At 57.5% G+C, this 26,266-nt stretch carries 15 protein-coding genes and 1 riboswitch; of the genes, 1 reads left to right on the top strand and 14 read right to left on the bottom strand.

Features of this window, described 5'->3' with window-relative positions:
- Positions 1–92 precede the first annotated feature (92 nt).
- The 3 genes from G438_RS0104415 to G438_RS0104405 are packed head-to-tail and all read right to left on the bottom strand — an operon-like array spanning position 93 to position 5,163.
- Positions 93–1,004 carry a TatD family hydrolase gene (locus G438_RS0104415; RefSeq protein WP_034285187.1) on the bottom strand — a complete coding sequence of 304 codons (912 nt, stop codon included), beginning with the start codon at positions 1,002–1,004 and terminating at the stop codon, positions 93–95.
- Positions 1,005–1,006: 2 nt separating this feature from the next.
- Positions 1,007–1,735, bottom strand: a complete 729-nt coding sequence (locus G438_RS0104410; RefSeq protein ID WP_026460387.1) for a nitroreductase — start codon at positions 1,733–1,735, stop codon at positions 1,007–1,009.
- 23 nt (positions 1,736–1,758) lie between these two features.
- Entirely contained in the window at positions 1,759–5,163 is a 3,405-nt protein-coding gene (locus tag G438_RS0104405) for an ABC transporter ATP-binding protein/permease (protein ID WP_026460303.1), read from the bottom strand.
- 178 nt (positions 5,164–5,341) lie between these two features.
- Between G438_RS0104405 and G438_RS10805 the strand changes: the two genes are divergently transcribed.
- Complete coding sequence (locus G438_RS10805; RefSeq protein ID WP_051259293.1) at positions 5,342–5,890, top strand: GNAT family N-acetyltransferase; 549 nt, start codon at positions 5,342–5,344, stop codon at positions 5,888–5,890.
- Between the two features lie 23 nt (positions 5,891–5,913).
- Here the strand turns inward: G438_RS10805 and G438_RS10800 are convergent, their stop codons facing one another.
- The 11 genes from G438_RS10800 to G438_RS10795 form a co-directional block, all read right to left on the bottom strand.
- The gene (locus tag G438_RS10800) at positions 5,914–6,855 is read right to left on the bottom strand and encodes a TDT family transporter (RefSeq protein ID WP_051259292.1); all 942 of its coding nucleotides are present in this window, start codon (positions 6,853–6,855) and stop codon (positions 5,914–5,916) included.
- 73 nt (positions 6,856–6,928) lie between these two features.
- Complete coding sequence (locus G438_RS0104390; RefSeq protein ID WP_026460302.1) at positions 6,929–7,885, bottom strand: Fic family protein; 957 nt, start codon at positions 7,883–7,885, stop codon at positions 6,929–6,931.
- A 323-nt stretch (positions 7,886–8,208) separates the two neighbouring features.
- Positions 8,209–9,783 carry a glutamine-hydrolyzing GMP synthase gene (guaA, locus tag G438_RS0104385; RefSeq protein WP_034285183.1) on the bottom strand — a complete coding sequence of 525 codons (1,575 nt, stop codon included), beginning with the start codon at positions 9,781–9,783 and terminating at the stop codon, positions 8,209–8,211.
- 48 nt (positions 9,784–9,831) lie between these two features.
- Positions 9,832–11,574 (bottom strand): ABC transporter ATP-binding protein, encoded by a 1,743-nt coding sequence (locus G438_RS0104380; RefSeq protein ID WP_026460300.1) that lies wholly within the window; start codon positions 11,572–11,574, stop codon positions 9,832–9,834.
- Entirely contained in the window at positions 11,571–13,742 is a 2,172-nt protein-coding gene (locus G438_RS12545) for an ABC transporter transmembrane domain-containing protein (RefSeq protein ID WP_026460299.1), read from the bottom strand. Before G438_RS12545 ends, G438_RS0104380 begins: the two co-directional genes overlap by 4 nt.
- A gap of 167 nt (positions 13,743–13,909) precedes the next feature.
- On the bottom strand, positions 13,910–15,769 hold the full coding sequence (purH, locus tag G438_RS0104370; RefSeq protein ID WP_026460298.1) for a bifunctional phosphoribosylaminoimidazolecarboxamide formyltransferase/IMP cyclohydrolase: 1,860 nt from the start codon (positions 15,767–15,769) through the stop codon (positions 13,910–13,912).
- Between the two features lie 23 nt (positions 15,770–15,792).
- Positions 15,793–15,882, bottom strand: a riboswitch (ZMP/ZTP riboswitch).
- Positions 15,883–15,921: 39 nt separating this feature from the next.
- A complete protein-coding gene (purN, locus tag G438_RS0104365) occupies positions 15,922–16,563 on the bottom strand; it encodes a phosphoribosylglycinamide formyltransferase (protein WP_026460297.1) in 642 nt (213 codons plus the stop codon).
- Positions 16,560–18,107 carry a cell division protein PerM gene (locus tag G438_RS0104360; RefSeq protein ID WP_026460296.1) on the bottom strand — a complete coding sequence of 516 codons (1,548 nt, stop codon included), beginning with the start codon at positions 18,105–18,107 and terminating at the stop codon, positions 16,560–16,562. The genes purN and G438_RS0104360 overlap by 4 nt, the downstream gene beginning before the upstream one ends.
- A 122-nt stretch (positions 18,108–18,229) precedes the next feature.
- Complete coding sequence (gene sucD / locus G438_RS0104350) at positions 18,230–19,153, bottom strand: succinate--CoA ligase subunit alpha (RefSeq protein ID WP_026460295.1); 924 nt, start codon at positions 19,151–19,153, stop codon at positions 18,230–18,232.
- Between the two features lie 15 nt (positions 19,154–19,168).
- Complete coding sequence (gene sucC, locus G438_RS0104345; protein WP_026460294.1) at positions 19,169–20,338, bottom strand: ADP-forming succinate--CoA ligase subunit beta; 1,170 nt, start codon at positions 20,336–20,338, stop codon at positions 19,169–19,171.
- A 419-nt stretch (positions 20,339–20,757) separates the two neighbouring features.
- Positions 20,758–26,115 (bottom strand): endo-alpha-N-acetylgalactosaminidase family protein, encoded by a 5,358-nt coding sequence (locus tag G438_RS10795; protein WP_051259291.1) that lies wholly within the window; start codon positions 26,113–26,115, stop codon positions 20,758–20,760.
- Positions 26,116–26,266: the final 151 nt, after the last annotated feature.

Raw genomic sequence — 26,266 nt, 5'->3', positions numbered from 1 at the left:
CACACCGAGGCGGCGAGAGAAAGTGCCCAGCGTCACGCGGAGGAAGCCGCTTGTCATGGGCCTTTTCGTCACCACAAAGCCACCTGATATCGCTACCACACACCATAAACACGCTGCGCATTATCCATCAGGGTTACACAGCATTCTTCCTCGTGAAGGCCCCAAAGTTCGGTGATCGCACGGACTGTATGAGCCATCACGTAGGAGGCATTGGGGTGACCACGATGAGGCACAGGTGTGAGATAGGGCGCGTCTGTCTCGACAAGTACCAATTCACGCGGAAGGCGCATCAGCGCCTGACGCAGATCATTATTCGCAGGGTAAGTCAACGGACCAGCAAAGGAGGCATACCACCCATGTTCAGCGAGCACCTCGGCCATCAGCGCATCCCCAGAATAACAATGGAAGACAATGGTCTGGTCTTTGTCAGCATGGGCACGCAAAATGTCAATCGTGTCGCCATGGGCATCCCGATCATGGATTTGCAACGGCAAGCCTGAGCGCCGAGCCAATTCAATGTGGGCAATAAAAGACTGGGTTTGGGCGACCCGCCCTTCTTCAGCGGTGCGGAAATAGTCCAAACCGCTCTCCCCCACAGCAACCACCGCCGGATCACCCAGACGTGCCTCAACCTCAGCTATGGCCTCGTCCAGCGGAATGTGATGCTCACGTCGACGCGGAGCTAAGCCGTCAGGGGATGGCTCAGCGTGTCCAGCGTGGAGGGCCGCCTCGTTCGGATGCAGCGCCAGCGCCACTTTAACCATCGGGTATTGGCGCGCCAAGGCTAAACTCGGGTCGAATTCAGGGATTTCGCACGCGCTTGTCACCATGTGTGTGACGCCAACGTCTTCAGCACGCCGCAATTGCTCGGCAACAGACAGTCGAATACCGCTGGCGTTGGGGATTTGCCCATCATGCACAGGAAGGTGCGTATGGTTATCCATCACAGGTGCCGCCAATGACTGTGACGGCTCGGGCCACACTCGGCTCTTTTTTGCGCACACCGTCAGTTGCCCTGCGCTTTCGGCGATACCATCCGCAGTGGTGGGCGCGTCGCCTCGAAACGGTTGACGTGGTCGTCCGATGCGTAACCAAGCGCGAAGCCTGTCATCAACCCATAGTGTTTGGGGATATCCCACTCGGCATCAACGGGACGACGCCAAATGGCAAGGCTCCCAAGACCGCAGGTATCCAGGCCACGAGCTTTAGCTGACAGCATGAGGGTGGCCAGCATGATCCCAGCGTCGTGCGCCGAAAATGGTTGGAAATCTTTGTGAATAAAGACAAAACCGACGACGGGCGCACCGAAAGCAACGAAGTTGCGCCGGTTCTGGTCGTCACGGGCCTGTGTGTCGCCTCGTTGAATCCCCAAATGCGAATACAGGCCAACACCTACTTCGACGCTCGCGGGACGTAGATCCTCGGGATACTTCGCGGTGACAGGGAAGTCACCATCTGGCAGTTGCCTTTTGGCCACCATTTTTGCCATCGCGACAGGGTCTTTATGCTGTGCTTTCAGTGAGGCGTCGAATTCGGCGACGTAGGCCGCTTTGATGCGTTCTGCTTGCTCCCCTGTTGCTATGGCCAGCATATACGGTCGGGTATTCGACCAGCTTGCTGCAGTGCGCGCATCGTTGAGGATCGCCTCGAGAACCTCAGGGGCAACAGGGTCCGGACGAAAATCGCGGACGGAACGGCGTGAAGCGGCGAGAGCGGAAAATATGTCAGCATCCATAGTGTTCAGGATAGTCCTCTTGGTTACTCTGAACGCAATGCTTCGACCGGATCTGCTTTCGCTGCTTTACCAGCAGGCAGCAGGCCAGCAAGCAGCGTCAAGCCAACAGAGATTGCTACCAAGATGGCTGCGGCAAGAGCAGGCAGTTGGGCGATGCCCGACACATCGTAAAGATTTTCCACTATCGCATTGGCGGGGATGGTCAGCAGGTACGTGATACCAACACCGATAGCTCCGGCGAGCAGGCCAACAAGGACCGTTTCAGCGTTAAATACCGACCGGATGTCGCCTTTGGAAGCGCCAATGGAACGCAGGATCCCAATTTCTTTCTTCCGTTCCAGAACTGAAATATAGGTGATGATGCCGATCATAATGGAGGACACCACCAAAGAGATGGCGACGAACGCAATAAGCATGGCTGAGATCATGGCGATGATATTGGTGATGGAACTCATGAGTAGCCCCACCATATCGGTGTAGGTAATGACCTTGTCGTCGTGACCAGCAGTGCGTGCCTGCTCGTTGTACTCATCCAAGATGCTTTTCACTGCGTCCTTATCGGCAAAGGACTGAGGGTAAATATTGATTTGCGAAGGGTCGGTCAGATCGGCGTACCCTAGGCGTTCAAGGTTGGTGCTGTAGCTAGCTGCGCGCGGTCGCATCATGGACGTCATTAGTGACGAAAGTTCCTCAGGGTTCATCTTGCTTTGGAATGCTTCAGCGAATTTGCTTTCATCAACTTTGAAGGCCGACGTCATCACCGTGCTCATCTGTGCCATTGACGCTTCAATTTGTGAGGCGATCTGTGTTTGAAGGCCCGTCATCATTGTGGTGATGGATTGCTCCATCACAGCGGCCATCTGCGCCCCCATCATCTGCTCGATCATGGCTGAGATTTGGGTGCCCATCTGTTGAGTGAGGGCGGTGGTGACCTGTTCTTGGACGGCGGTAACCATACCCTGAACCGCTGGGTCTTCACCGAGGGCTGCCACGAGGTTCGTGCCCAGTTTTTCAGTGTCGATGATCTGACTGTTACCCAGAACGTCACTGATCCGCGTGACGACACTCTCCTGCGCGAAATACTCCTGCGCAAGTTCTTGCACGGTCTTGCCATTTCCTGCATTGTCATTCTGGTAGGCAAGGAAGCCGGTGAACAGTTCTTGTCCCAGGTTTGCTAGTGTCTCGGGGGCGTTTTGCCCAAGGACACCGTCACCAACGGCGCTGTTCAGTACGTTGACCCAGTCAATGGAGGCCAGTTGCGGGAATTGATCAGCGAGCGCAGTGGTGTCGATAGCGCCCAGGTCAATGGCCGTAAAGGCAGAGGTGTCCATGGTCGGCATCGGCAGGGTAGAAAAATCAATACTCGGCATGGATGTGGGTGCTGCTGCCAATGCGGAGGTGTCGAAACTGCCAAAGTCCATGGCACTCATTGCTGTGCTCAAGGCGTTGGAATCGAAGGTGAATGCGGCAGAAATCTTTTCTTCGTCAATGGAAAAGAGGGATTCCATATCGAAGTTGCTGCTTCCAGCGCTGCCTTCTTTTTCCTCTTCGGCGAAGGTTTTCCCCGTGAAGACGTTGCGTGTGGGGTCTGCCTGTTGGGCTTTGACGATGGCTGATTGGGTGGCATAGTCCACCAAGTGCGTGGTGAGGTCGGCAGTGTAGTACAGGCCACTACTGAGGGTTGCTTCCTTTGATTCTGGTTTTGCTTTGACGACCCCCACCACAGAGATTGTTTCACCGTTGTCGATCAGGGTCTTCATGCGGGTGTTGTCATCGCTTCGGTCAACCCAAATGGCACGTTCAGCGTCGTGCACGTACAGGTCGGAAGCATGTACGAGGCGGAATGTCACGTTGAGCATTTCGTCGAGGCTGTATTGCCGACTTGCGCTCGGCGTAGCTGCATCAGTTGATGCAGTAGTGGACGTACTGCCGTTTTTCCCAGTGCGTTCGTCGATGAGTTTTTTCAGCTCCGAACAGTCACGTATCCCCATGTTGCATTCGACATTTTCTTCGATCGTGCCATCAGCGGAAAGCACTAGCACGACTTCATTGGCTGAAGTTGGCCAGTGGCCCTTGAGGACGTCGTATTCGTTTTCGTATAGGGCCTTTGTTTCGGGTAGCTGGTGGAAGGTGGGGGCGCTAATGGAACTATTGACGACAGGTCCCAAAATATTCGTCAGATCAATACCTTCCCCAAGGGTTGAGGGGTTGACTTGCCGAATTGTGGTGGTGTCTGGAAGGTACAGTTGCGGCGTCACGTCGTAGCTGTATTCGATGGCGTCCACGTGGCTATCGATACGTGACCCGTCGGTTTTAAAGAAGGTACGCAACGATTTGAGGTCGTTGACGCTGACGTTGTCTAGAGTTTCTTCCAAGCGGGCGGCGCTTGCAACAGTGGTGATATTGGTTGTTTCGCTTTCTTGCGCCTCATTGCCTGTGTCAGAGGACGACTCTGCCGGGCCAGCCGAAAATGCGCTAAATGCGGCCGCCATATCCGTACCCGCTCGGTTGATGGTCAGTGGGTATGCGGAGAGCATTTCCTCTTCGGTTTGGGCAATGTATTCATTCACACCGTTGGCTAATGCGAGGATGGCGGCAATGCCGATAATGCCAATGGAGCCTGCTGTTGAGGTCATAATTGTGCGACCTTTTTTGGTGAGCAGGTTGTTGAAAGACAGTGACATTGCCGTGAGGAACGACATGGATGTTTTACGTGTTACTTTTGCTTGCCGCAGGTCTTCCACGCCAGGGATATACGGGTCAGTGTCAGCGATGACTTGGCCGTCAGCAAGTTCCACGATGCGTGTGGCGTAGGTATGGGCAAGTTCGGGGTTGTGGGTGACCATAATGACGAGGCGGTCACGCGCCACCGCTTTGAGCAGGTCCATTACCTGCAAGGAGGTCTGCGAGTCGAGGGCGCCCGTCGGTTCGTCGGCAAGGAGGATTTCCGGGTCGTTCACTAGGGCACGGGCCAGTGCCACGCGCTGCATTTGTCCGCCCGACAATTGGTTGGGTTTTTTGTGAATGTGGTCCGCTAACCCTACTTCGGTGAGGGCTTGGATGGCACGGCGTTTACGTTCAGCACGGCCCACACCCGACAGCGTGAGAGCCAATTCGACGTTGGCAAGTACGCTTTGGTGGGGTATGAGGTTATAGGCTTGGAAGACAAAACCAATGCGGTTATTACGGTAGGTGTCCCAGTCTCGAGCGCGGTAGTTTTTTGTGGAAATACCGTCGATCAGTAAGTCGCCAGAGTCGAATTGGTCAAGGCCACCCACCACGTTCAGCATCGTGGTCTTGCCGGAGCCTGATTGACCGAGGATTGCGACGAATTCATTGTCCCGAAAGGCAAGGTTAATGTCGTTGAGGGCAACCTGCGTGAGGCTGGCGGTGACGTAGGCCTTGGTGATACCCCGTAATTCAAGCATGATGCTGCTTCCGTTAGTGTTGATGTCTGTACTAACTGTGCCTGACTTTGTGGCGCTCGGCTATTGGGGTTTCCCCTGTGGAAGCCCTGAGAGGTCCCTAGTTCATGCGAATGCGCTGTCTTCTGGGGTGTCGTAACCTAGTCGTGATATTCCTCAAGTGTTCAAGGAGTGAAGTGGTGTGGCACCACCCTTAGTTCACAAACGTGTTCTTCCATGGTCACCCGTATGGCCGTTGGTGCGGGACCTCTACGTCGATTCCTTTCCCGCCGAGGAACGTATCCCACTGACGTACTTGGCCCTATGTGAGCTATTTCGTCCTTCCTGCCGCTTCTTGGCGTGGTTTCTTGGCGACACATTCGCTGGTCTCACATTCACATTTCGTCGCCGCGATGTCACGCTGTTGCTATTCATTGCGGTGGCACCTGATATGCGATCAAGTGGTGTGGGAGCGCAGTTGTTGCACTTGGTGGCGCAGCCACGTCCCGGAGGCGTGACGGTGCTTCAACTGGAACCGCGCGACGCCTCGGCCCCTAATGCCGCGCAACGCGAGCGCCGCCATAATTTCTATGTGCGCAACGGGTTCCGCACATCATCCCTTGTGTCAATTGAGGCTGGAGAATGCTATGCCACGATGCTTCAGGGACGTGACTTAGACGCTGCCGAATTTGAAGCGGTCCTTAAAGCTCTGATGTTGGGGACACGGTCGGTACAGGTACGCCATCCGTAGGTGACCATGCCGACACGAGGCGGTTACTGCACGCGCATATGCGTGCGGACAATGTTGTGTCCAAAAGCGTGAAGGTAGCGCAGCGCAACGTAGCTGACCATCAGGCACGCGATAACGACCTGTGCCCACACGAGTGCGTCGACGGCCTCGGCAATGACATAGCCCGCATCCCGCAGCGCGGCAACGGCACCTCGTAACGCCGTGGCGCTGATAACGAAAGGGAATGTCATTGCCGCATAACTGGGGTAAAAAGGCAAGCGAAGAAGCCCGGGCAGTTGCGTGAGGACAAAAAGGTAAAGCCCTTGGGCCACCACAATAAGGATGAGGACGAGCCACGGCGCAGGCTGTGGTGATAACGCCAGGTAACCGGCAAGGATCAGGCTCATTGGTGCGGCGAAAATACAGGTCAATGGGCGAACCGCTTCGGGCACAGGCAGACGGTGGTGACGCACGGCCAAGGCGACGAGGATCGGCACTACGCTGAGGGCTGCAAAACCGAGGCTAAGCCAGCCTGCTACCTCGGCTCGGACGGTGGGGCTGGTGACAGCCGCGACTGCAACGCCGACGTAGCAGATGAGGTATGCGGTTGTGACATCGCCGAGGCGCCGGTGACGCACGTGGTAGAAGGTGAACCAGACGATGAGGAGTGTGTGGGCAGCAACGGCCACGCACCACGCCGCAAAAGCCAGCCGTTGCGACCAGTGTGCAATATAGGTGGATAGCTGCATGAGGGCCATACACCACGTCGCTGACACACCGGCAAGGATTGGGCTGGTCAGGTCACGACCGATTGACGCGACATTTGTGACCAGACGCAAGCAGATGAGGGTGAAGAAGAGTGCGGCGCAGGTGCCCGCAATCCCCCAGGCCGGTATCGAGTAGCTTTTGAGGAGGTTACCTAGGGCCGCAAATCCAAGGGCGACACCTGCAGTGGGGATGGGGACGGAGTGAAAGAAGGTGCGCATCTGTCATTTCTTTGAGTACTCGGTAAGCTCCTCTCACTGTACTCCTGGGGGTGCTATTGGCACATTCAATACCCTATTTGCCTACCACCCAGATGCCAGATCTGGTGCTTCCTTGTCGCAAGAGACGGCCTTCTTCTTTCAGTTCGGCAACGAGGCGTTCTGCACTTCGCTTCGAGCATCCGAGGTGTTGTGCAAGCTGCGACACGTTGGAGTCGCCATGCTCGCGAAAGAAGTCAAGCGCCTTGGATTGAAGCAACTTTTTCTCGTTTGCGGGGCTGACAAATGGCAGGATCGACTCACGGATCGCCTCCAGCATGAATTGGACGAAGCACTCAGGCGACCCCGTCGCCTCCGATTCAGTGAACGCCTTGTAGTAGTCCTGTTGTCGCCTCCTGATTGCGCTTTCGATGGGCAGCCATGCGAGCATAGGTCGCCACCTAGAAAGGAGCAGTGTGTGCCACATCCTTCCCACCCTCCCGTTGCCGTCGGAGAAAGGATGGCAAAACTCGAACTCGAAATGGAAGACACTGGATGCGAGAAGGGGGTGCATGCCTGTTTCTCTGAGCCACGTGAAGATATTAGTCATCACTTCGGGGACGTATGTCGCTGGGGTGCCCGTGTGAACGAGGGAATCGCCATCGAATACACCGACGTTTCCGTTGCGGAAACGTCCTGCGTCGGGAATTAACCCCTCCATCATGGTGCGGTGAGCGCTTAGCAGGGCATCGATAGAATACGGGTCCAACTCGAAGATCAGGTCGTAGGCGCGCTTGGCATTTGCGACCTCCAGAACGTCACGCCTATCCCCCAGGACACGTTTGCCGTCAAGGATGGCAGTTACTGTCCGTTCGTCAAGCTTATTACCTTCGATCATGAGGGAGGAATGGATCGTCTTGATCCTGAGCTCTCGATGCAGCGTGGGACTCTTGAGCAACGGCGCCTGTGGGGAGATCATGCCTATGAACTCTGCAATCTCCATGCACAGTGTATCTATCGCATCGTTGCGTTGGAAAGGCGGTTCGTATGCCATGGCGCACCCTTTCTTTACCGCCAAAATTATACCGCCGATGGCGGTAATCGAGAGGGGTATTCCACCTGGAGACGGGTGTTCCACCTGCACACGAGCGCTTCATTATCGGCCACGCCGGCTAGACCTAACGACTACAACGGTTTGGCTCCTGCGGGATACGCCAGACGCCGATGCAGTAACGTTCAGGTGTCGCTTTGGGTCACTGAATTGCAGACATCAGGTGACACAGAACACTCACGCATGGTCACATTCCAGCGGGGCACCTGAGACACACTAGGCACCCACGCTAGTGAAAATAGAAAGCCGAAAAGGGACGTTCGGCATTACTCCCACTCAATCGTGGCTGGTGGCTTGCTGGTCACGTCAAGGACCACACGATTCACCTCGGGCACACTATTGGTAATACGCGTTGAAATACGCGCCAACACGTCATAAGGCAGTCGCGTCCAATCAGCCGTCATCGCGTCCTCAGAAGAAACCGGACGCAACACAATGGGATGCCCGTAGGTACGACCATCGCCCTGGACACCCACCGAACGCACATCCGCCAACAAAACAACCGGACACTGCCAAATCTCGGCATCAAGCCCCGCTGCCGTCAGTTCTTCACGCGCAATACGATCAGCAGCACGCAGAATCTCCAGGCGCTCACGAGTCACCTCGCCAATAATGCGAATACCCAAGCCAGGGCCAGGGAACGGCTGGCGTGCCACCAGGTAGTCCGGCAACCCTAATTCGCGGCCCACCGCACGTACCTCATCTTTAAATAGGGTGCGCAGTGGCTCAACGAGTTCAAAAGTCATGTCGTCTGGCAGACCGCCCACATTATGGTGGCTCTTAATATTGGCTGCACCTTCGCCGCCGCCACTTTCGACAACGTCCGGATACAGGGTACCTTGGACCAGGAATTTCACTTCCCCGCCGTCAGCACCGATTTCTTCAATCAAGCGCTTTTGAGCAGCCTCAAAGGAGCGAATAAATTCGCGGCCAATAATTTTCCGTTTCGTTTCGGGGTCCGTCACGCCCGCGAGCGCGTCAAGGAAGCGCGCTGACTCATCGCAGGTGACAACCTTAATGCCCATACCGCGCGCGTAGTCGCCTTCAACCTGTTCCCGTTCGCCTGCACGCAGCAGGCCGTGGTCGATAAAGAAGCAAGTGAGTTGGTCTCCCACCGCCTTATGAACCAGCGCCGCAGCAACCGATGAGTCCACGCCACCCGACAGTGCGCAAATCACCTGCGCATCCCCAACCTGCTCGCGGATGGCAGCAACTTGTTCATCAATGATAGAACCCGCTGTCCACGTTGGTTCCACGCCAGCACCGTGATACAAGAAATTACGCAACGCATCCTGACCGAAGGCCGAGTGCCCCACTTCAGGGTGCCATTGCAAACCGTAAAGGCGCCGCTGGCCATCTTCAAAGGCCGCCACAGGCGTCTGGTCGGTTGACGCAGTCACGGTGAAACCTTCTGGGGCGGCTTGGACAGCGTCCCCGTGGCTCATCCACACGACCTGCTGGGCAGGAGTGCCATCAAAAAGGCACGAGCCCTGGGCGACAGCCGCTTCCGTGTGCCCGTATTCACGTGTGCCCGTACGGCCAACAGTGCCACCAAGGGCTGCCGCCATCGTTTGGAAGCCATAGCAAATACCGAGTACAGGAACCCCCGCATCAAAAAGTGCCCGGTCAATGGTGGGTGCGCCATCTTCATAGACCGACGACGGGCCACCAGAAAGGATGATGGCAGCTGGGTCTTTGGCAAGCATCTGCTCGACAGGCATCGTATGTGGCACGATCTCGGAATATACCGACGCTTCGCGCACGCGCCGCGCAATAAGCTGCGCATATTGGGCACCGAAATCAACAACAAGGACGGGACGAGGGGTGCTTGGCTGAGTCACGCTCCTAATGCTACCGCGCCTCCCCCGCCTACTCACACTCGTTGACCACTAGGCTGGCTCGTCAGCATTCCACATATGCCACAGATGCGCATAGTGTCCGCCAGCGGCCACCAGGTCAGGGTGCGTTCCCAATTCCACAATGCGCCCATCAACCATGACCGCAATCCGGTCCGCGCCCGCTGCCGTGTCAAGGCGGTGCGCAATAGCGACAACCGTGCGGCCCTCAAGCAGGCGCGCCAAACCTGCCTCCGCCTCGTGTGCACTTGTCGGGTCAAGGAGCGAGGTGGCCTCGTCAAGGACAACCACTTCTGGGTCCAATAGCGCCACCCGAGCTAAGGCCACCTGCTGGGCGCGTGCAGGAGGAAGATCAACGCCACCAGACCCCACCCGCATGGCTAGCCCTGCCTCGTCCTGACGCACCCATGTGTAGGCACCCACCGCCGCGAGAGCATCCCACAGCTGTGCGTCGGTGGCATCTGGCCGGGCTAAACGCAGGTTATCAGCGAGAGTCCCCACGAAAACGTGATGTTCCTGGGTCACAAGGGCAACTTTTCGGCGTAGTTGCTCTTCCGGAATATCGACCAATGACACGCCCTCGCTGTGAATACGCCCACTAGTTGGCGGGTGAATACCCGCAAACATGCGGCCAAGAGTAGATTTACCTGCACCTGAAGGCCCCACGATTGCCAGCGTCTCCCCTTCAATGAGGCTGAAAGTGACGCCATGAAGTACGGGCGTTGCATCACGGTATGCATAGGACACGTTGTCGGCATGTAGTGGACCTGTTCCTGCCTGTGCGTGGGTAGTCGCCCTGTCGGCGGGCACCATCTCAACGCCGAAGATCCGTTGCAGCGCGGTGTAAGAAAATTGTAGTTCATCCACCCAGAAAGTCGCTTCCCACAGGGGTCCGCGCAGTTGATAGCAGTACATCACGGCTGCTGTCAGGGTACCTGCGGTGACCATCCCTGACGGCAGCCACATGGCACCCAACCATATGAGGATGAGGATCGGCAGCAGTGTGGTCACCACCATGGCAAGGAAAAGCAGCAGTCTCATCCACGCGCCGTAGCGTTCCAAGCGCCACAGTTGGGTGACGTGACTGTCAAAGATGCTGTGACGTTGGCGCGCTAATCCAAAGGCGTCAACTGTTTCACCCTGTTCAATAGTTTCCGCCAACACGCCACTGAGCGTCGCAGCTTGCGCGGCAGCGGCACGGTAGGCGGGAACGGTGCGCGGCAGATACCAGCGGGCGACCAGGACCACCATGGGAATCTCGGCAAGAAGCACCCACACTAATGCTGGCGCAACCAAAGCAGTCGCACCCAACGTCACCACCGCCGTGGTCAACAGCGCAAGGACTGAAGAAATACCGTTGCGCACAAGGTATTGCACATTCGTCACATCGTGATTGGTGCGCCCCAGCAGGTCCCCGCTGCCAGCAGATTCGACGCTCGACAGAGGAAGATGAACAACGGTTGACACCAGATTTTCCCGCAATGTGGCAAAGACGCGTTCACCAAAGACGCGCGCATTACGGTCAGCGAACCATGCCAGGACTGTGTAGAGGCTGACAAGGCCAAGGATAATGGCAAGCTGTTGGTACACCCATTCGCGGCTGGTACCTGCGACAATGCCGTCAACAATACGGCCAACCATCCACGGCAAGACGACAGCTGCAAATGACGCCATCAATTGCAAGGTAATAACCAGGCTCAGGATCTTCCGGTGGGAAGCGATAAGATCACGGATCCGTTTGCGCGTTAATTGTGACGAGGCCAGGGGCAGTCTCATTGCTGCTCCTTTGTCCCGGCGTCGTTCATTTCATGCTGTTCGTCGTTACGGGTATCCATTGTGGACTGAGGGTGTCTGCGAGGTGGATCTCCTGCATCGCTATGCGCATCGGCGCTGCGTCCCACTAGGACAGTGAGCGCTTGGGCGATACTGTCCTCTCGCTCGTGTGCGCGCCCATCGTGCGCCCGCCCAAGGAGCTGATGCCAGGTGTCGGAGGCAACGAGGCGACCGTCGGCGTCAAGGAGGTGCACGCGCTCAGCGCAGGCAAGAAGAAGGGGTGAGGTCGTTGAGATAATCGTTGTGCGCCCACTTCTGCACCGCGGTAACGCCTCGGCAATGAGGCCTTCCGTGTGGGCGTCAAGCGCCGAGGTAGGGTCCTCAAGGAGTAACACCGCCGGGTTTTGCGCGTAGGCGCGCGCCAAGGCGAGGCGTTGGCGCTGTCCGCCTGACAGGTTGCGGCCCGATTCTGTGAGGTGTCCGTCAAGTCCGCCAAGGGAAGTGTAGGCGTCACGCGCATAGGCATTGTCGATGGCCTCCATCAAAACGTTGTTGTCGCACGCATATTCAGGTATGTCGCGTGCTTGCGGTAAGCGCGCCAACAGTGTTTCATCACGGGAAGCCCCATCAATGCGCTCCATCCACATGAGTTCTGTCACGCCTCGGGTGCGTACATCGGGCGCGTGACGTGCTAAAAGGTTGTCCCGAAGGGTGCCCGCAAATAGGTGGGGTGTGGCAGTGGAACGAATGATATTGTCGCGGGCATGCTGACCGAGGGTTGCGATAGGGTGTCGGCACGACCCGTAGTGCAGCTCGCCGCTACAGGCGGTGGCGGTTGGCGAGAGTCTTTCGAGGACTGCGCGTGCGGCCTCTTCGGGTCCAACAACGGCGTGGAGGGTGCCCCCAGCAAACGATATGCCACTCACTCGGTCAACAAGCGTGGCCTCGTGCCAGCAGATATCGCACGGCTGGGTAAGCGGTCCCTGTATTTGGTCGCGTGGCGCCAACTCCTCGGGGCCCGGTCCTGCTTCTTGGCTGCGGTGAGCAACGTTGGCAACGTGGGCGATACGTCCTGCACTGACCCATGCGCGCGTGAAATGCTCAATAGAGAGGCCGATAACCCAAATGGGATGGCGTAAAAACGCGGTGAATCCGTAGAAGGTGAGGAGCTGCCCAACCGTTAACGCGCCATCAAAAGTAAGGAGCGCACCTTGCCCAACCACCAGCAAGGTAAAGAACAGGGGCATCGCTGTGCGTGCCACGGCAATAAATGCCGACAGTGGAGCCACAGCTATTGCCGCATCACGCACCTTGGTGGACTGTTCACAATAGGCACGAGCATAGGCATCTTCACCGCCCACACCCCGTAGGATCCGCAGACCCCGGACAGCGTCAGTGGCGATAGTGGTGAGTTCTCCTTGTTCTTCGCGAAGAACCTTTTGCTTACGCGACAGAGGTTTCGCCAGCAGCGCCAAAATGCCCAGCAGTAGTGGCATACCAATGATGACAATAAGACCCAGCACAATCGAGGCGCGAAGCATCAAGATGGCAACAACGAGCGTAGAAATCGCTGAGGCAATAAGTTCAGGAATAAGCGAGGTGGCCTGCCCCATCGTGCGACAGTCGCCGTCGGCAGCGGTCACCACGTCACCTGCTGGCATGTCTTCACGTACCTGCCCCGCCCTGCGCGTCGTGTGGAAACTCAGTGCCCGACCAATATTGAGGGAGGTACCCGTCCAGTTGAGGTTCTCGGTCATCTGATTGCACGCGTCACCCACAGCGACAAGGCATACGACGGCAAGAAAGATTGCCGAGGCCAGGGCAAGTTCGGTGGAGATACCGTGGGCGAGGCCGACATCCAGTGCGCGCCCCATCGCCCACGGGACCAATGCGGAGGCGACAGTACCCACCGTTGACACCGTCGCTCCCCAAAAAATTGCCCATCGTTGCTGGTAGAAGACGTGTCGGAAAAATGCTGGCCGAGTATTGGCCAGTGCCCACACCTCTCCTTTAGGGGCTTGGAGGAGACGTGGCCAACGACGTGGGCTTGGACCCACCGGAGGAAGTGTCACCCCGAGGGCGCTGGCGGCCTCGGCAATGGCTATGCGACGGTCATCGGGCAGCACAGCACTTGCTTTGCCGATGGGCGTGCGGGAAGTAGTCGCTTTCACGGTTTCTTCTTTTCAGGGAGTTGCGTCGACATTAGAGCCTACTCCCCCGAGCAGGACTGTGGCTGAATCAGAAGGTATTTGTCTCTATCGACCACCCACAGAAAATGGCGGATTTTCACGGAACTATGTCCAGAAAATCCGCCATTGTGTGGGACAACCTTGCGCACTCAGTGCGCGAAGTGACGCATGCCAGTGAAGTACATGGTGATACCAGCAGCGTTGGCAGCGTCAATGGATTCTTGATCGCGCACCGAACCACCCGGTTGGACAACTGCTGTTACACCAGCGTCGATAAGGACCTGCAAACCGTCAGCGAAAGGGAAGAAAGCATCCGAGGCGGCGACGGCCCCCTCGGTTCGCCGCTCAGGCATGTCAGAAAGCAGGTCTTGAGCGCGCGCTCCACCTGCGGTATCAACCGAGGCCGCTGCGTCGCCACTTGCTCGCCCACCCAGGGTGTTGGCGCGTTCCACAGCGAGTTTGCACGAGTCAACCCGGTTCACCTGCCCCATACCAACCCCAACAGATGCTCCGTCTTTTGCCACCAAAATTGCGTTGGAGCGCACTGCGCGTACACTGCGCCATGCGAATTCAAGGTCAGCCAGTGTGGCTTCGTCTGCTGCGGGGCCAGCAGCCAGTGTCCAATTTTCTGCTCGATCGCCGTCAGCATCTAACGCATCGAAACGTTGGACAAGCAAACCACCGCTGATTTGTTTGAATTCATAGCCGTCACGGTCAGGAGCGTCGGCAAGGAGAACGCGGAGATTTTTCTTTGTTGCCAGCACATCCACCGCTCCATCTTCATATCCGGGGGCGATGACTACTTCGGTGAAAATGGGGACGATCTGCTGCGCCAGTTCAATGGTCACTGGGCGGTTAACGGCAATCACGCCTCCGAAGGCTGATACTGGATCGCAAGCGTGTGCTTTGCGGTGGGCCTGCGCAACATCATCAGCCACCGCGATACCGCAGGGATTAGCATGTTTAATGATGGCAACGCATGGGCGTTCATGGTCGTAGGCGGCACGCAGAGCAGCATCGGCGTCAGTGTAGTTGTTATACGACATGGCTTTGCCACTGAGTTGAACGGCATTTGCCACACCTGGGCCGCTGGGCTGACCAGCCTCGACCTCCACGTCATCGTCGTCGTACCGTAAACATTCGTAAACTGCTGCACTCTGGTGAGGATTTTCGCCGTACCGCAACGTGTCAAGGCGTTCAAAGACGTCGGAGACAAGCATGGGGAACTCCGCGTCCACCTCTGCTTCTAGTTCAGCCAGCACATGTTCGCGTTCTTCTTCAGTTCCACCAGCGGCGGCCAGAAGATCGAAGACGTTCTCACTGAGGTCTGCGCCGCTTTCAAGGTGCTCAAAACAGGCTTCGTCGAGGATTTCACCGAGGTCGTCCCGATTGAGATGTTCCGTGAACCAGGTGGCGACACCCAAGTCGTATGTGGCGGTGTGGACGAAGGCTTCGGCGGCCAGTTCACGGCGTTCATTGAGGCTCAACCCGTTGCCTGCTGCGGCCTCGCAAATCATTTCGTAGTGCTCTGGTGAGGTCACCACCGCAACCGACGGGTGGTTTTTTGCGGCGGCGCGCACCATGGAGGGGCCACCAATGTCGATCTGCTCCACACATTCATCAAATGATGCGCCCGAGGCGACGGTTGCCGCAAAGGGATACAGGTTACATACAACGAGGTCGAAGGGATCCACACCAAGTTCGGCGATTTGTTCGCGATGCTCAGCTTTGCGTTGATCAGCCAAAATACCGGCGTGGATCTTCGGGTGGAGGGTTTTCACACGCCCTTCAAGGACTTCGGGAAAGCCTGTCACGTCATCTACTGTGGTCACAGGGACCCCCGCTGCGGCAATACGTGACGCAGTGGAACCTGTTGACACGATGTCGACACCTGCGCGGTGGAGGCCGCGAGCCAGGTCTTCGAGGCCCGTCTTGTCGTAGACCGAAATGAGGGCGCGTCGGATGGGGCGGTAGTTAATGGGGTCAAGGTTATCGAGGCGGACGGACATGTTTTCTCCACGTGTCGTATATGCCTTAGCGCCCAGGCGGGCGGCGCCATAGTAGGCCTGTCGCCGGCCGCTCCCCGGTGGTTATGCCACCCTCGCCAGTTGCGACCAGTGTCAGCTTAGTCTGCTTAGCCCGACGAGTAAATGTGTGCTGGTCACGATGGAGCCACGCCGATATGTGAGCGGCGCCCGTTGATGTGCCAGCCGCCTCGGATCATCGCTCCAACGGTGGTGACCAACTGGTGTCGCTCAGCGACCTTAATGCGGTCCAGCAGCGTGTCGGCGTCATCGTCAAAATAAACTGGAACTGCGGTTTGAGCAAGGATTACTCCGGTATCGGTGCCGGCATCAACCACGAAGAGTGTCGCCCCAGCCAATTTGACGCCTGCGGCAACAGCGTCTGCGGGTCCGCGTGTGCCTGGGAATGCTGGTAACAACGAATTGTGCGTATTGAGGATGCGTCCATCAAAACGCGAGAGCACCGCCGGTCCAAGGAGTTTGAGGAATCCGGCGCAGACCACGAGGTCTGGCTGGTAGGCGCCAATATGCTCTGCAAGATGCTGATCCCATTGGTTGCGGTCCTGTCCTGGGGCCAGCGGGAGGACGAAGGTGTCAATCCCCTGGTTGTGTGCCCAGGTGATACCGGCGCAGTCACGGTCAGCGCCGACCGCAACGACAGTTCCGCCCCAATTGTCGTTACGAGCGGCCTCGACGAGGTCACGCATATTTGACCCATCTCCCGATACAAGGACAAGGATCCGAGCATTGGGGATAGGGGGCGTGGTGCGTACTGTCATCGTCTGTTGGTCTCCTCATCTGCGTGAGCTGCTGTTGGTACTTCAACGATGGCAGTGGGTGTGTGCGGGTGCGAGGCGGTGTACCCCGCAGCTCCCGAGAGTGCCGAGGCAGTGTACCCCGCCGCAGGTTCGTGCACCTGGTCATTGGGGTTATCCGCGTCAAGCACAGGGGTATCGGCACCCGTGTCTTCCGCGCGCACAGTCAGCCCGACAGTGGGGGCTTCCTCCGCCTCGTCACCCAAAGCCAGCCCACCAGCAGCCGCACCGTTTGTCGCAATGACCGATGCCGCCTCGGCAGGCACTGACGTATCGCCTGTAGCCGGTTCAGTCTTCCCTTTCGGCTGCGCGACACCGGTACCTGCACGGTAGTGCGCCACGTGGCCCGTCACCCACGTCACTGTGTCACGGTGAATACAGGCCGCCACCACAAAGGCAACCACAGCAACTTCAGCACTTAAGGCAGCAGCGAATTGCCACGGCACGGGACCCAGCACGCTCATACGTGCCGCACCAAGGCTTGCTGTTGACAGGAAGCCCACGCCAAGTATCACAAGGAAATACGCAGGTGTTGCTGCCAACATCACCATGCACAGGTCACGTAGGCTCTGGTCTTTTGCGGCATAGCCCTGCCATAGACCCATGCCGATACCCACAGCGATGGGGATCAATACGACGGCCCATCCGACGACGCCACTGGGAGTGGCGCCCAGTAAAGGCACCACGGGGATGGGGGCAACCGGCGCCGTCGTCGGTGAGTGCAGGGCGTCAGTGCCCAGGAAAAATCCTGGCCCAGCGATCCATGCCAGTGACCATATGAGAGCATGGGGCACCAGGAATAGCTGCGCCACAATGGCGACAATATGTTGCGCGAGCGCCTCGATAAGGAATAGGTCGTGGATGCCCACAATGCGCTCCCACGAGGTAAAAACCGCCACAATAAGGACGATCATGCTCAGGCCACTCGTGGCAATAAGCCATTGACGGCACACCTTAAGGGCGCGTCTAACGGTAGAGGGCAGACGCGATACCCCGTTGTCATTGCGCCCCGCCCACGCCCAGGCACTGCCGATAAATGGGAGAAGGAATGCGCCAGGAAGGATTGACCACCACACGAGGTGCCCTTGCAGCGCCCACGCAGTCACGCATGCGGTGAGCCCAAACCCAGGGATTGCAAACCAGATGGCATTTGATGGGTATTCTTTTCCGCTGCGCAACAGCACACGCAAGATGACGAGCAGCCCGAGTGGAGCAAGGAGCGGCACGATACGTATCGTCATCGTTTCCACTGTCAATGTGCCGCCAAGGATAAGTCCCCACAGGTCTCCGCCCGCATCGAGAACCTGTGACCACGAAATATGTCCTAGCCACGGGTTTGATGCGACCATCGCGAAGGTGCCAACCACGGCGATCACCGATATGGCCCAGCCAAGCAGTGCCGTGTACACGCCCGCAACAAAGCCGCGCGCCCACCCTGGGGGCACGCGTAGGCGGATTGTGGGTCGTGTATCGACGATCGTTTCCGAAGGCGCGGTGTGCTCACTCATTGCTTTTATCCTGCCTTGAAAATGCTGCGCCCACCCATCGCAGCGCCGATGGGTGGGCAAGTGTGGGCATTGTCCTTTGGACTCCTTATCGCTGCGCGAGCTGGACGCCCTATGCGGATGCCCTAAAGTTGTGCGAGCGCCTCGCGAGCTAACAGTGCCGTTTGAGACGGGGTCCGCCCAACCTTGACGCCGACCGCTTCTAGGGCTTGGGCCTTCGCGGCGGCGGTCCCTGACGACCCTGAGACGATCGCGCCAGCGTGACCCATGGTTTTGCCTTCTGGTGCAGTAAAACCTGCCACGTAGGCAACAACTGGCTTCGTCATATGCTCACTGATCCACCGCGCCGCACGTTCTTCGGCGTCACCGCCAATTTCACCGATCATGACGACCATATCGGTGTCGGGATCACTTTCAAAGGCCTCGAGAGCATCGATATGCGTCGTTCCCACCACTGGGTCGCCGCCGATACCGATACACGTCGTAAAGCCAATATCACGCAGTTCAAACATCATCTGGTAGGTCAACGTCCCCGATTTTGACACGAGTCCGATGCGGCCCTTGTTGGTGATATCAGCTGGGGTGATACCGACATTTGATTGTCCGGGGCTGATAATGCCCGGGCAGTTAGGGCCAATAAGCCGGACACCGTGGGTAAGGGCGTGGGTAACGAATGCAGTAGAGTCCTGTACGGGAATACCTTCAGTGATGACCACCAGGGTTTCAATGCCTGCATCAATCGCCTCAATGGCAGCAGCTTTGGCGAATGCCGGGGGAACGAAGAGTACGGACACGGTGGCACCTGTGGCAGCCATTGCCTCAGCAACAGTGCCGTAGACAGGGATGTCACGTGGCCCTGAGTGAACACTTGAGGCCATGGGACCGTAGGGTTCCACGTCGAAGGTGACACTCGTGCCAGCTTTGCGGGGGTTAACGCCCGCAACAATCTGCGTGCCTGATGCGAGCATACGGCTGGTGTGTTTCATGCCTTCGGCGCCCGTCATCCCTTGAACGATGACGCGGGAGTCGGCGTGGAGGAAGATCGACATCGGCTTGTCCTTTCGTTACTTCGCGGCAAGTTCGGCGGCGAGACGGGCAGCACCGTCCATCGTTTCAGCCATATGTACCAGAGGGTGATTCACATGGGCGAGGATTGCCCGACCTTCGTTGACGCGGTTACCGTCGAGGCGCACAACGATCGGTTTTGTGGCAGCAGCACCTAGGGCCTCAAGGGCGCCGACAATGCCTTGAGCGACCTGATCACAGGCGGTAATGCCACCGAATACGTTGACGAAAACAGATTTCACTTGCTCGTCACCCAGCACGATACTCAGCCCGTCAGCCATCACTTTTGCCGAGGCGCCGCCACCTATGTCAAGGAAATTGGCCGGTTTGACGCCGAGGTCTTCGCCGGACATTGCGACGACGTCCAGGGTGGACATCACCAGGCCCGCACCGTTGCCGATAATACCCACGTCGCCGTTCAGGCGCACGTAATTCAGCCCCGCTGCTTTTGCCTGAGCTTCACGGGGGTCTTCAGTACGCTGGTCAACCAACTCGGCGTAGTGTGGGTGACGAAATGCAGCGTTGTCATCCAGGCTTACTTTGCCGTCAAGCGCAAGAATTGTGCAGTCGTCAGTCAGGACCAGCGGGTTGACCTCTACCAAGGTGGCATCTTCGTCACGGTAAGTGTCCCAAAGTGCAACCAGGATGGGAACGATTTTTTGTGCGCTTTCAGTGTCGAAACCTGCGTCGGAGAGGATACGGGCCGCAACATTTGCATCGATTCCAATATTCGGGTCAAGGCCGATGCGGGCAAGGGCTTGGGGCCGTTCCGCTGCGAGGGTTTCAATGTCCATCCCCCCTTCTTTTGAACACATAGCAAGGTGGCGGCGACCTGCGCGGTCAAGGAGTATGGAGAAGTAGTATTCCTCGGCAATATCTGCACCAGCAGCGATCAGGACGGTGTGGACAGTGTGGCCTTTGATATCCATCCCAAGGACGGCCGCTGCTTTTTCTTTTGCCTCTTCAGCGCTGCGCGCAAGTTTGACGCCGCCTGCTTTGCCTCGCCCACCGGTTTTTACTTGGGCTTTAACGACGAGCAGATCGCTGTGGGCAAGTAGTTGCTTGGCCGCCTCGTAGGCTTCGTCGGGTGTCGTGGCGGTAATACCCGGCAGTGTGGGTACACCGTGGGCAGTAAAGACGTTGCGAGCTTGGTATTCGTAAAGGTCCACCTTTGGTCCCTTCGGTCAGTGGTGACGTGGGTTGGACTCAGCGTTTTCTTCGACGTCGAGACATCCACCTATAGGGTACCGTGTCCTAGGCCGTCCGTCCTACAGCTTCGCTATTGCGTGGCCATTGCTGTTGATGCCCGGTGGCACCACATTATTGTCCAACCAGCACCCACCGCACGCACAAGGAATGCTCACATTCCATTTCCACTGACCTCACCACACTTGCCCCCCCGCACGCACAAGGAATGCTCCACACCCACAAGGGTCACACCTGTACGAGTCCGCTTATAACTCGACAGTCCTCAAGCGAACATGAACGCTAAATATACCGCTGACACAAGACCCCATACGCAAATATGTGGGGGCTTGCGACGACATTTCGGTCACCGCAAGCCCCCACATTGTGCTGAGCGTGTCCGCTACCTCGTTTCGAAGCGGCGGCGCGCCATGAGGCCAAGTCCTCCGATCAGAGCGGCACCGACGAGGAGCGCGCTAGTATTCGCACCTGTAGTAGCCAAGCTCTTCTTCGTTGACGACGATCCCTTTGCCGGAACCTTCCCAGAAGTGGAGCCGCTTTGACCGGCACTTCCAGCTTGTCCACCAGCAGAATCATTGGAGTTACCCGGATCTGTTGGTGTGGGGTCTTGCGGCTGGATCGGCGTGGTGGGAGAGGAGGCGGTAACGGTGATTGGGATACGAAGCGCCTGAGCGCCAGCAGGACGGATCAGCACCAAGGTGTGGTCGCCTGCGGCAACTGCCGACCCTATGGTGACCCTTGCGTCGATCTTGCCCTGCGCATCAGCTGCGACCGTGCCCAGCGGGACAGGATCAGAGTGCATTTCCAAGGTGATGACTTCACCTGGTGCAAAACCACTTCCGGTCAGGTGCACTGTGTCGCCGACTTTCACTTCGGTTTTGTCGAGTTGGGCCTGCGCAACTACTGGTGTCTTTGCGGTGATGGTGACACTAGCTGTGGCAGTGACCCACCGGTCTCCCAAAGCACGGACTGCGGTAAGCGTCACGAGCCCTGGCTGTGCATCGGCGGGGACGCTGATATTGGTGCGCGCGTTGCCTTGGCTGTCAGGGGTCAGTGTCGCCACTTCAGTGCCCGCACTGTCACGGATCACCACGTCACCGCTGGAGCCTTCAGGAGCAAAGTGGCTCACTGCGAGGCTGTATTGTCCGCCTGCCTCAACCTCAGTCGGTGTCACGGTGAGGGTAGGCTGTCCCTGCGGTGCAGCAACGGTGCACGTCACCTTGGCGTTACCCCATGATGCCCAGTCGTTACCAGCGTTGTCACCGCCGTTGCCAACTTTCAACACGAGGCGGTCAACACCTGTAACGTTCGCAGTCAGTTGAACGCCAGGATCATTGGGGCCCAATACTGCGGTGGGGCCAGCAAGTACGCGTCCGTTACCGTCTTCAACGGTGAAGGTCACGCTGCCTCGTGTGGCCTGCGCATCGTCCAAGCCGACGGTGGCACTAAAGCTTGTGCACGCGCCGCCAAGGTCGAAGGGGATTACTGCGACGGCGTGGGTACCAAGGCCCTTTTCGAATTCTTCGCCGCCGATGGACAGTACATCGCCATCGCCCAGTTCTTGTTCACCGTTGGACATGTCACGTTCCACTGGTCCCCAACCATTGGTGGGGGTTTGTGCGAATGGAAGGTCTGACAGGTAGTTGTCGCCGTCTTTGAGTCCTTCCGTGAGCACATCAACGTTACGAGAAGTGCTCACTGTTTTTACTTGCCCGTTAATGGTGTAGCTGGCCTGGGCCTGCAGTTGTGCGCTGCCACTGGCGTCGCTGGGTGGTGTGACGATCCAGCGCTGCACTGAAGTGCCGTTGGCTTCCATGGTGTCGCTGGCAACTTCCAGCGGGACAACCGTCCAGCCTTCGGGTGCGGCCAGGTTGTGGCGAAGTGCCGAGGCGGCCTCGCGTTCTGCTGAAGTCACTGTCGTGGTGACGGTGGCACCCACGCCAGCGAGGAGTGTCGTCGCTGGGGTGATTGCCAGTTCGGCACATGCGGGGCTGGTGCTGGCTGTCCCAAGATCTTCGACAAGGATATTGTCCATTGTCAGGTCAGCTTGGAATCCGGCTGCGATCTTTTGGATACCGAACCAGTAGGATCCACATGCCCCAACGGTCAGCTCTGTGACGAAACGTTCTGTTTGGGTGGTGGCTCCAAAGGTGTATGCGTCAAGCATTGTGCTTCGATTTTGGCCGTCAGCGACTGAGTCGACTCCTGTGACGAAGCGGTATCGGTCAGCCAAACCTGACTGATAGTCCATGGAGATACGGTAGGTGTGTCCAGCTTTGAAGGGGACAGTCGCTGTGGTTGTGCGCAAGATCAAGCCGTTGTTTTCTTCATGGGCTTGTAGTGACCAGTTACCTGACAGGACATTGTCAACGAGTTTGCCGCCTTCAACAACTTGGCCATTGGCATTCTTACCCCACCATCCGCGCTGCGAGTATGGTTCGTGACGCTCGGCAAGTTGTGTGCGCGCGTCGCCGCCGCTGTTGGCGATACCGGTCACGAAGGGCCAGTACCCTGCATCTGGGTGTTCGAAATCTTCGAAGACGATGGGGGACGTGGCACCTTGGGGTGCACTCGCCTCGGTAAATGGCACGATCCTGAAGTCGTCGACGCGCACAGCTGTGTTCCCGTCGGCCACGTTGAGGGCTAGGACGATAGGGTTGTTACCGTCGGTTGTGAAGGTGACGCGCATACGTTGGAAGTAGGTGCGTAGTTTCTCGTCCGAGGCGGTGGCGTTTCGTGCGCGGGTCGTGCTGATCGTGGTGACTGGCGTCGTTTCGCTGACTGTTTGCAGCGGTGTTGCGGTGACGCCGTCACCAGTGACCGACAGGCTCACTTCACGTTCGCCAGTTGGGTCAATTTCAACCCATGCGGAGGCATTCCATGTGCCCGCAGGCAAATTACCGCCTGCAAGTTCTTGGGCGATCACCGCTTCACCTTCGCCGACAAGAGCTTGGAAGTTGCCGCGAGCGCTCTTTTCAATACTGACGTTGCCTACCGTCTCCCACGCATCAAGGGTGCCGGAGAAGAATCCTGGGTCGTTAATCTGTGAGCCTTGACCCCAGTGAGGTGCCTTTGCTTGCGCAACCGTGGTGCTGGGGTACAGGACGTAGGCGCTACCGGCTTCGGCATTAATGGAGATCTGTCCGCCGCTGACCGCAATATCGCCCACGCGTTCCCGACCGGTATCTGTGAGTTTATACAGGGTCAGGCTTGGCTGGTTGGCCCAGGCTTGGGTGAGTGTCCAGGTGGAGGTGCCGCCTGCGGGGTTCCAGTGGTAGAGGCGTTCTTGGCCGCCGTCACTCCAGGGCAGCAGGTAGCGACCTTGAGTGTAGACGGTGGCGCCGTCATAGTCGATGGTACGGTTGGTGGGCACTACTGTGCCACTGGCCGAGGTTTCGCTTGAGCGAGCAACAGTGCCGTTGGCGAAGGTTATTTCGCCTGTTTCCCACTTCATGATGTCGGATTGTTGGAGGAATTTCACCGGAAGGTTGCGTTCCCACACGTTCTTGATGAAGAGGTTGTAGTCGACGTTCCCCGTCCAGCCTTCGAATTCGACGATATTGCTATTGGACAGGATGGGGTCGGGGTTGAAGATGTCTCGACGGGAGTTTTCCACAAAGCGGAAAACGGTGGAGTTAATGCCCTTGTTGGTTTGTCCGCCGTAACGTTCTTCGTTGGCCCAGTGGGACCAGATGGAGATTTCGGGGAATTTATCGGCCCATTCAGTGCCGACTACCCAGCCTTGTTTTTGTAGTTCGGTACCCAGGCGTGCTGGCTCCCACCCGTTGGGGTAGTAAACGTCAATGTAGAGCCAATTGAGGTTTTCGGGCACTTCGTCTTTGAAGGCTTGGAAGCGCCGCAAAATATTGCCTGTACCTAGGTCTTTGGGGCCGTCAATGTAGTACGACTGGTTCATCCATCCCCAGGCGGCCTGTGGGGGCATCCGCAGGAGGTCTTCCGAGAAATTGTGGCTTTCAGAGTATGACTCGGTGGCGTTGACGTGGACGCCGAATGTGGCGTTCCAGTTTTTCCCTTCGTTGACCAGGGTTTTCAGATCGTCGAGGCCGCCCGCACGTTCGTTGTAGTGGCCGGCATAATCTGGGTGAGCGGAGTCATGTCCTTCAGCCTGGTAACCCTTGAGCATCACTTGCTGGCGGAGGTTATCGGTGGCTAAAGCGATACGTTTGGTGTCATCGAGGGTGCGTAGGAATGGGTGCGTTGCCTGGGAGACAATATTGAAAGGAATACGTGTGATGACGGTATTTGCGACATCGTCGGCACCGTTAATGGCTGGACGCAAGGCGCGTAGTGCGATGGCACCGTCCTGCCAGTTGATGGTGCTGTCGTTATTGGCATCAACCGTTGGGCGAACCGCAATCCAGGGTGCTTCATCGTAGCCAATGGCACTTGCACTGGAACCTCGCCACACAAAGTTGCCCGGTGAGATCGCTGCACTTTTCACTGAGCCATTTTGGGTGGATACGCGAATCCACTTGGCGTTGGAGCCTCGGTTGGAACCTGCATAGGTGGTTGTGTTGTCTTCGATGGCATTGGATTCCATGCCGAAGGCAATCGTTGAGGTGGAGGGGATCACCATGTAGGACGCGTAGGTTTCAGGACTCATAGAGGCGACGGCGTCGAAACGGTCGCCACTGATGAGGCGGTTAACGGAAATACGCGTGGAGGTTACCTGTGCCTGGGGGTCGCTTGATTTGAGGGTGACGAGGTTCAGGCCAGGAAAGGCAATCTGTTTGACGACGTTATCTGGGTCAGCTAGGTCAAGAAGGGTAAGTTTCCAGGTGCCGTCTTCGACCGTGGCGCGCGCTTTGAAGGTGATATTAGTGTCATTAACTGCGAAGCCCCAGGTCGCGCTATGTGCCTCTTGCGTAGTGGCGGGGGTGACAGTCACAGCATGGTCGGTTTGGTTAATGCGGATGGTGGTCAGCGCGGCGCCTGTGTTGCCGTTAGCTTCGACACCACCTAGATTCCACCCGATGACCTGTGGAAAGTCGGTATGCATCCGCACGCTGAGGGTTCCGTCGGTCAGTGTGACCACTTTGTCGGCGGGCACCCCTGGGTCTGGTTGAGGCTCAGGCTGAGGTTCCACCGTTTGAGCGGTGGCTGTGTAGGCATTGAATTCTGCCATTGACGCCACGCTTTCAGGTGGTGACATGATGTCACTGCCTTGTTTGCCGCCCCAGGATGTCAGCTGGAGAAATTTGGCACATGCTGCTTGTACTGGCGCAGCCAACGTGATGGTGCGAACCTCGGCGTAGGTAGCTACTTCGCCGGGAAATTCACCTTCGGCTTGTTTGGTAAAGGTATCGGCAGCACAGTTCGGGTCTGCGCTGGTCCAGAGTTGCCATGCGCGTGCACGGCCTGAGCCGGAGGACGATTGGCGTGGCGTAATGTCAATTTTGCCAAGGTTGACAGTCTCACCCTGCCCGCCAAGGCGCACAGTGACGTGGTGAGGAGGTTGTACGATGCCACCGTGCCACTTGGTATGCCAGTAGGTGGAGATATCCCCGTCCAGGATTCTTTCGGCGGGACCGTTAGGCATTTCGCCTTGGGCCTCCACGGAATTAACATCAACCACACTCATCTGGCTTTGGTCAATTTTGGTGTAGGTGTAGGTTGGGTCATCCGCCATGGCTACCTGCCCCAGGCCTGTCAGCACAAGGGCTGCGGCGGCACCTGCTGAAAGGGTCCGTATATATGTCACCCGCTGATGAGACATCATTGTCCTCTCCGTTGTGTTGGAAGATGAGCCCAACCTAACACAGATCACACATGCTTGAAAACCCCAAAAATTGCGCATATTCGCGCAATTATTCTCGTGCGCCCTGACATATCCGCTCCACGACACACCTCAGTCATGCAACGACGACAGC

It is taken from the genome of Schaalia suimastitidis DSM 15538 (genome assembly GCF_000429105.1).
GTDB classification, from domain to species: Bacteria; Actinomycetota; Actinomycetes; order Actinomycetales; family Actinomycetaceae; genus Pauljensenia; species Pauljensenia suimastitidis.
This window is presented reverse-complemented; position numbering and strand designations above follow the sequence as displayed.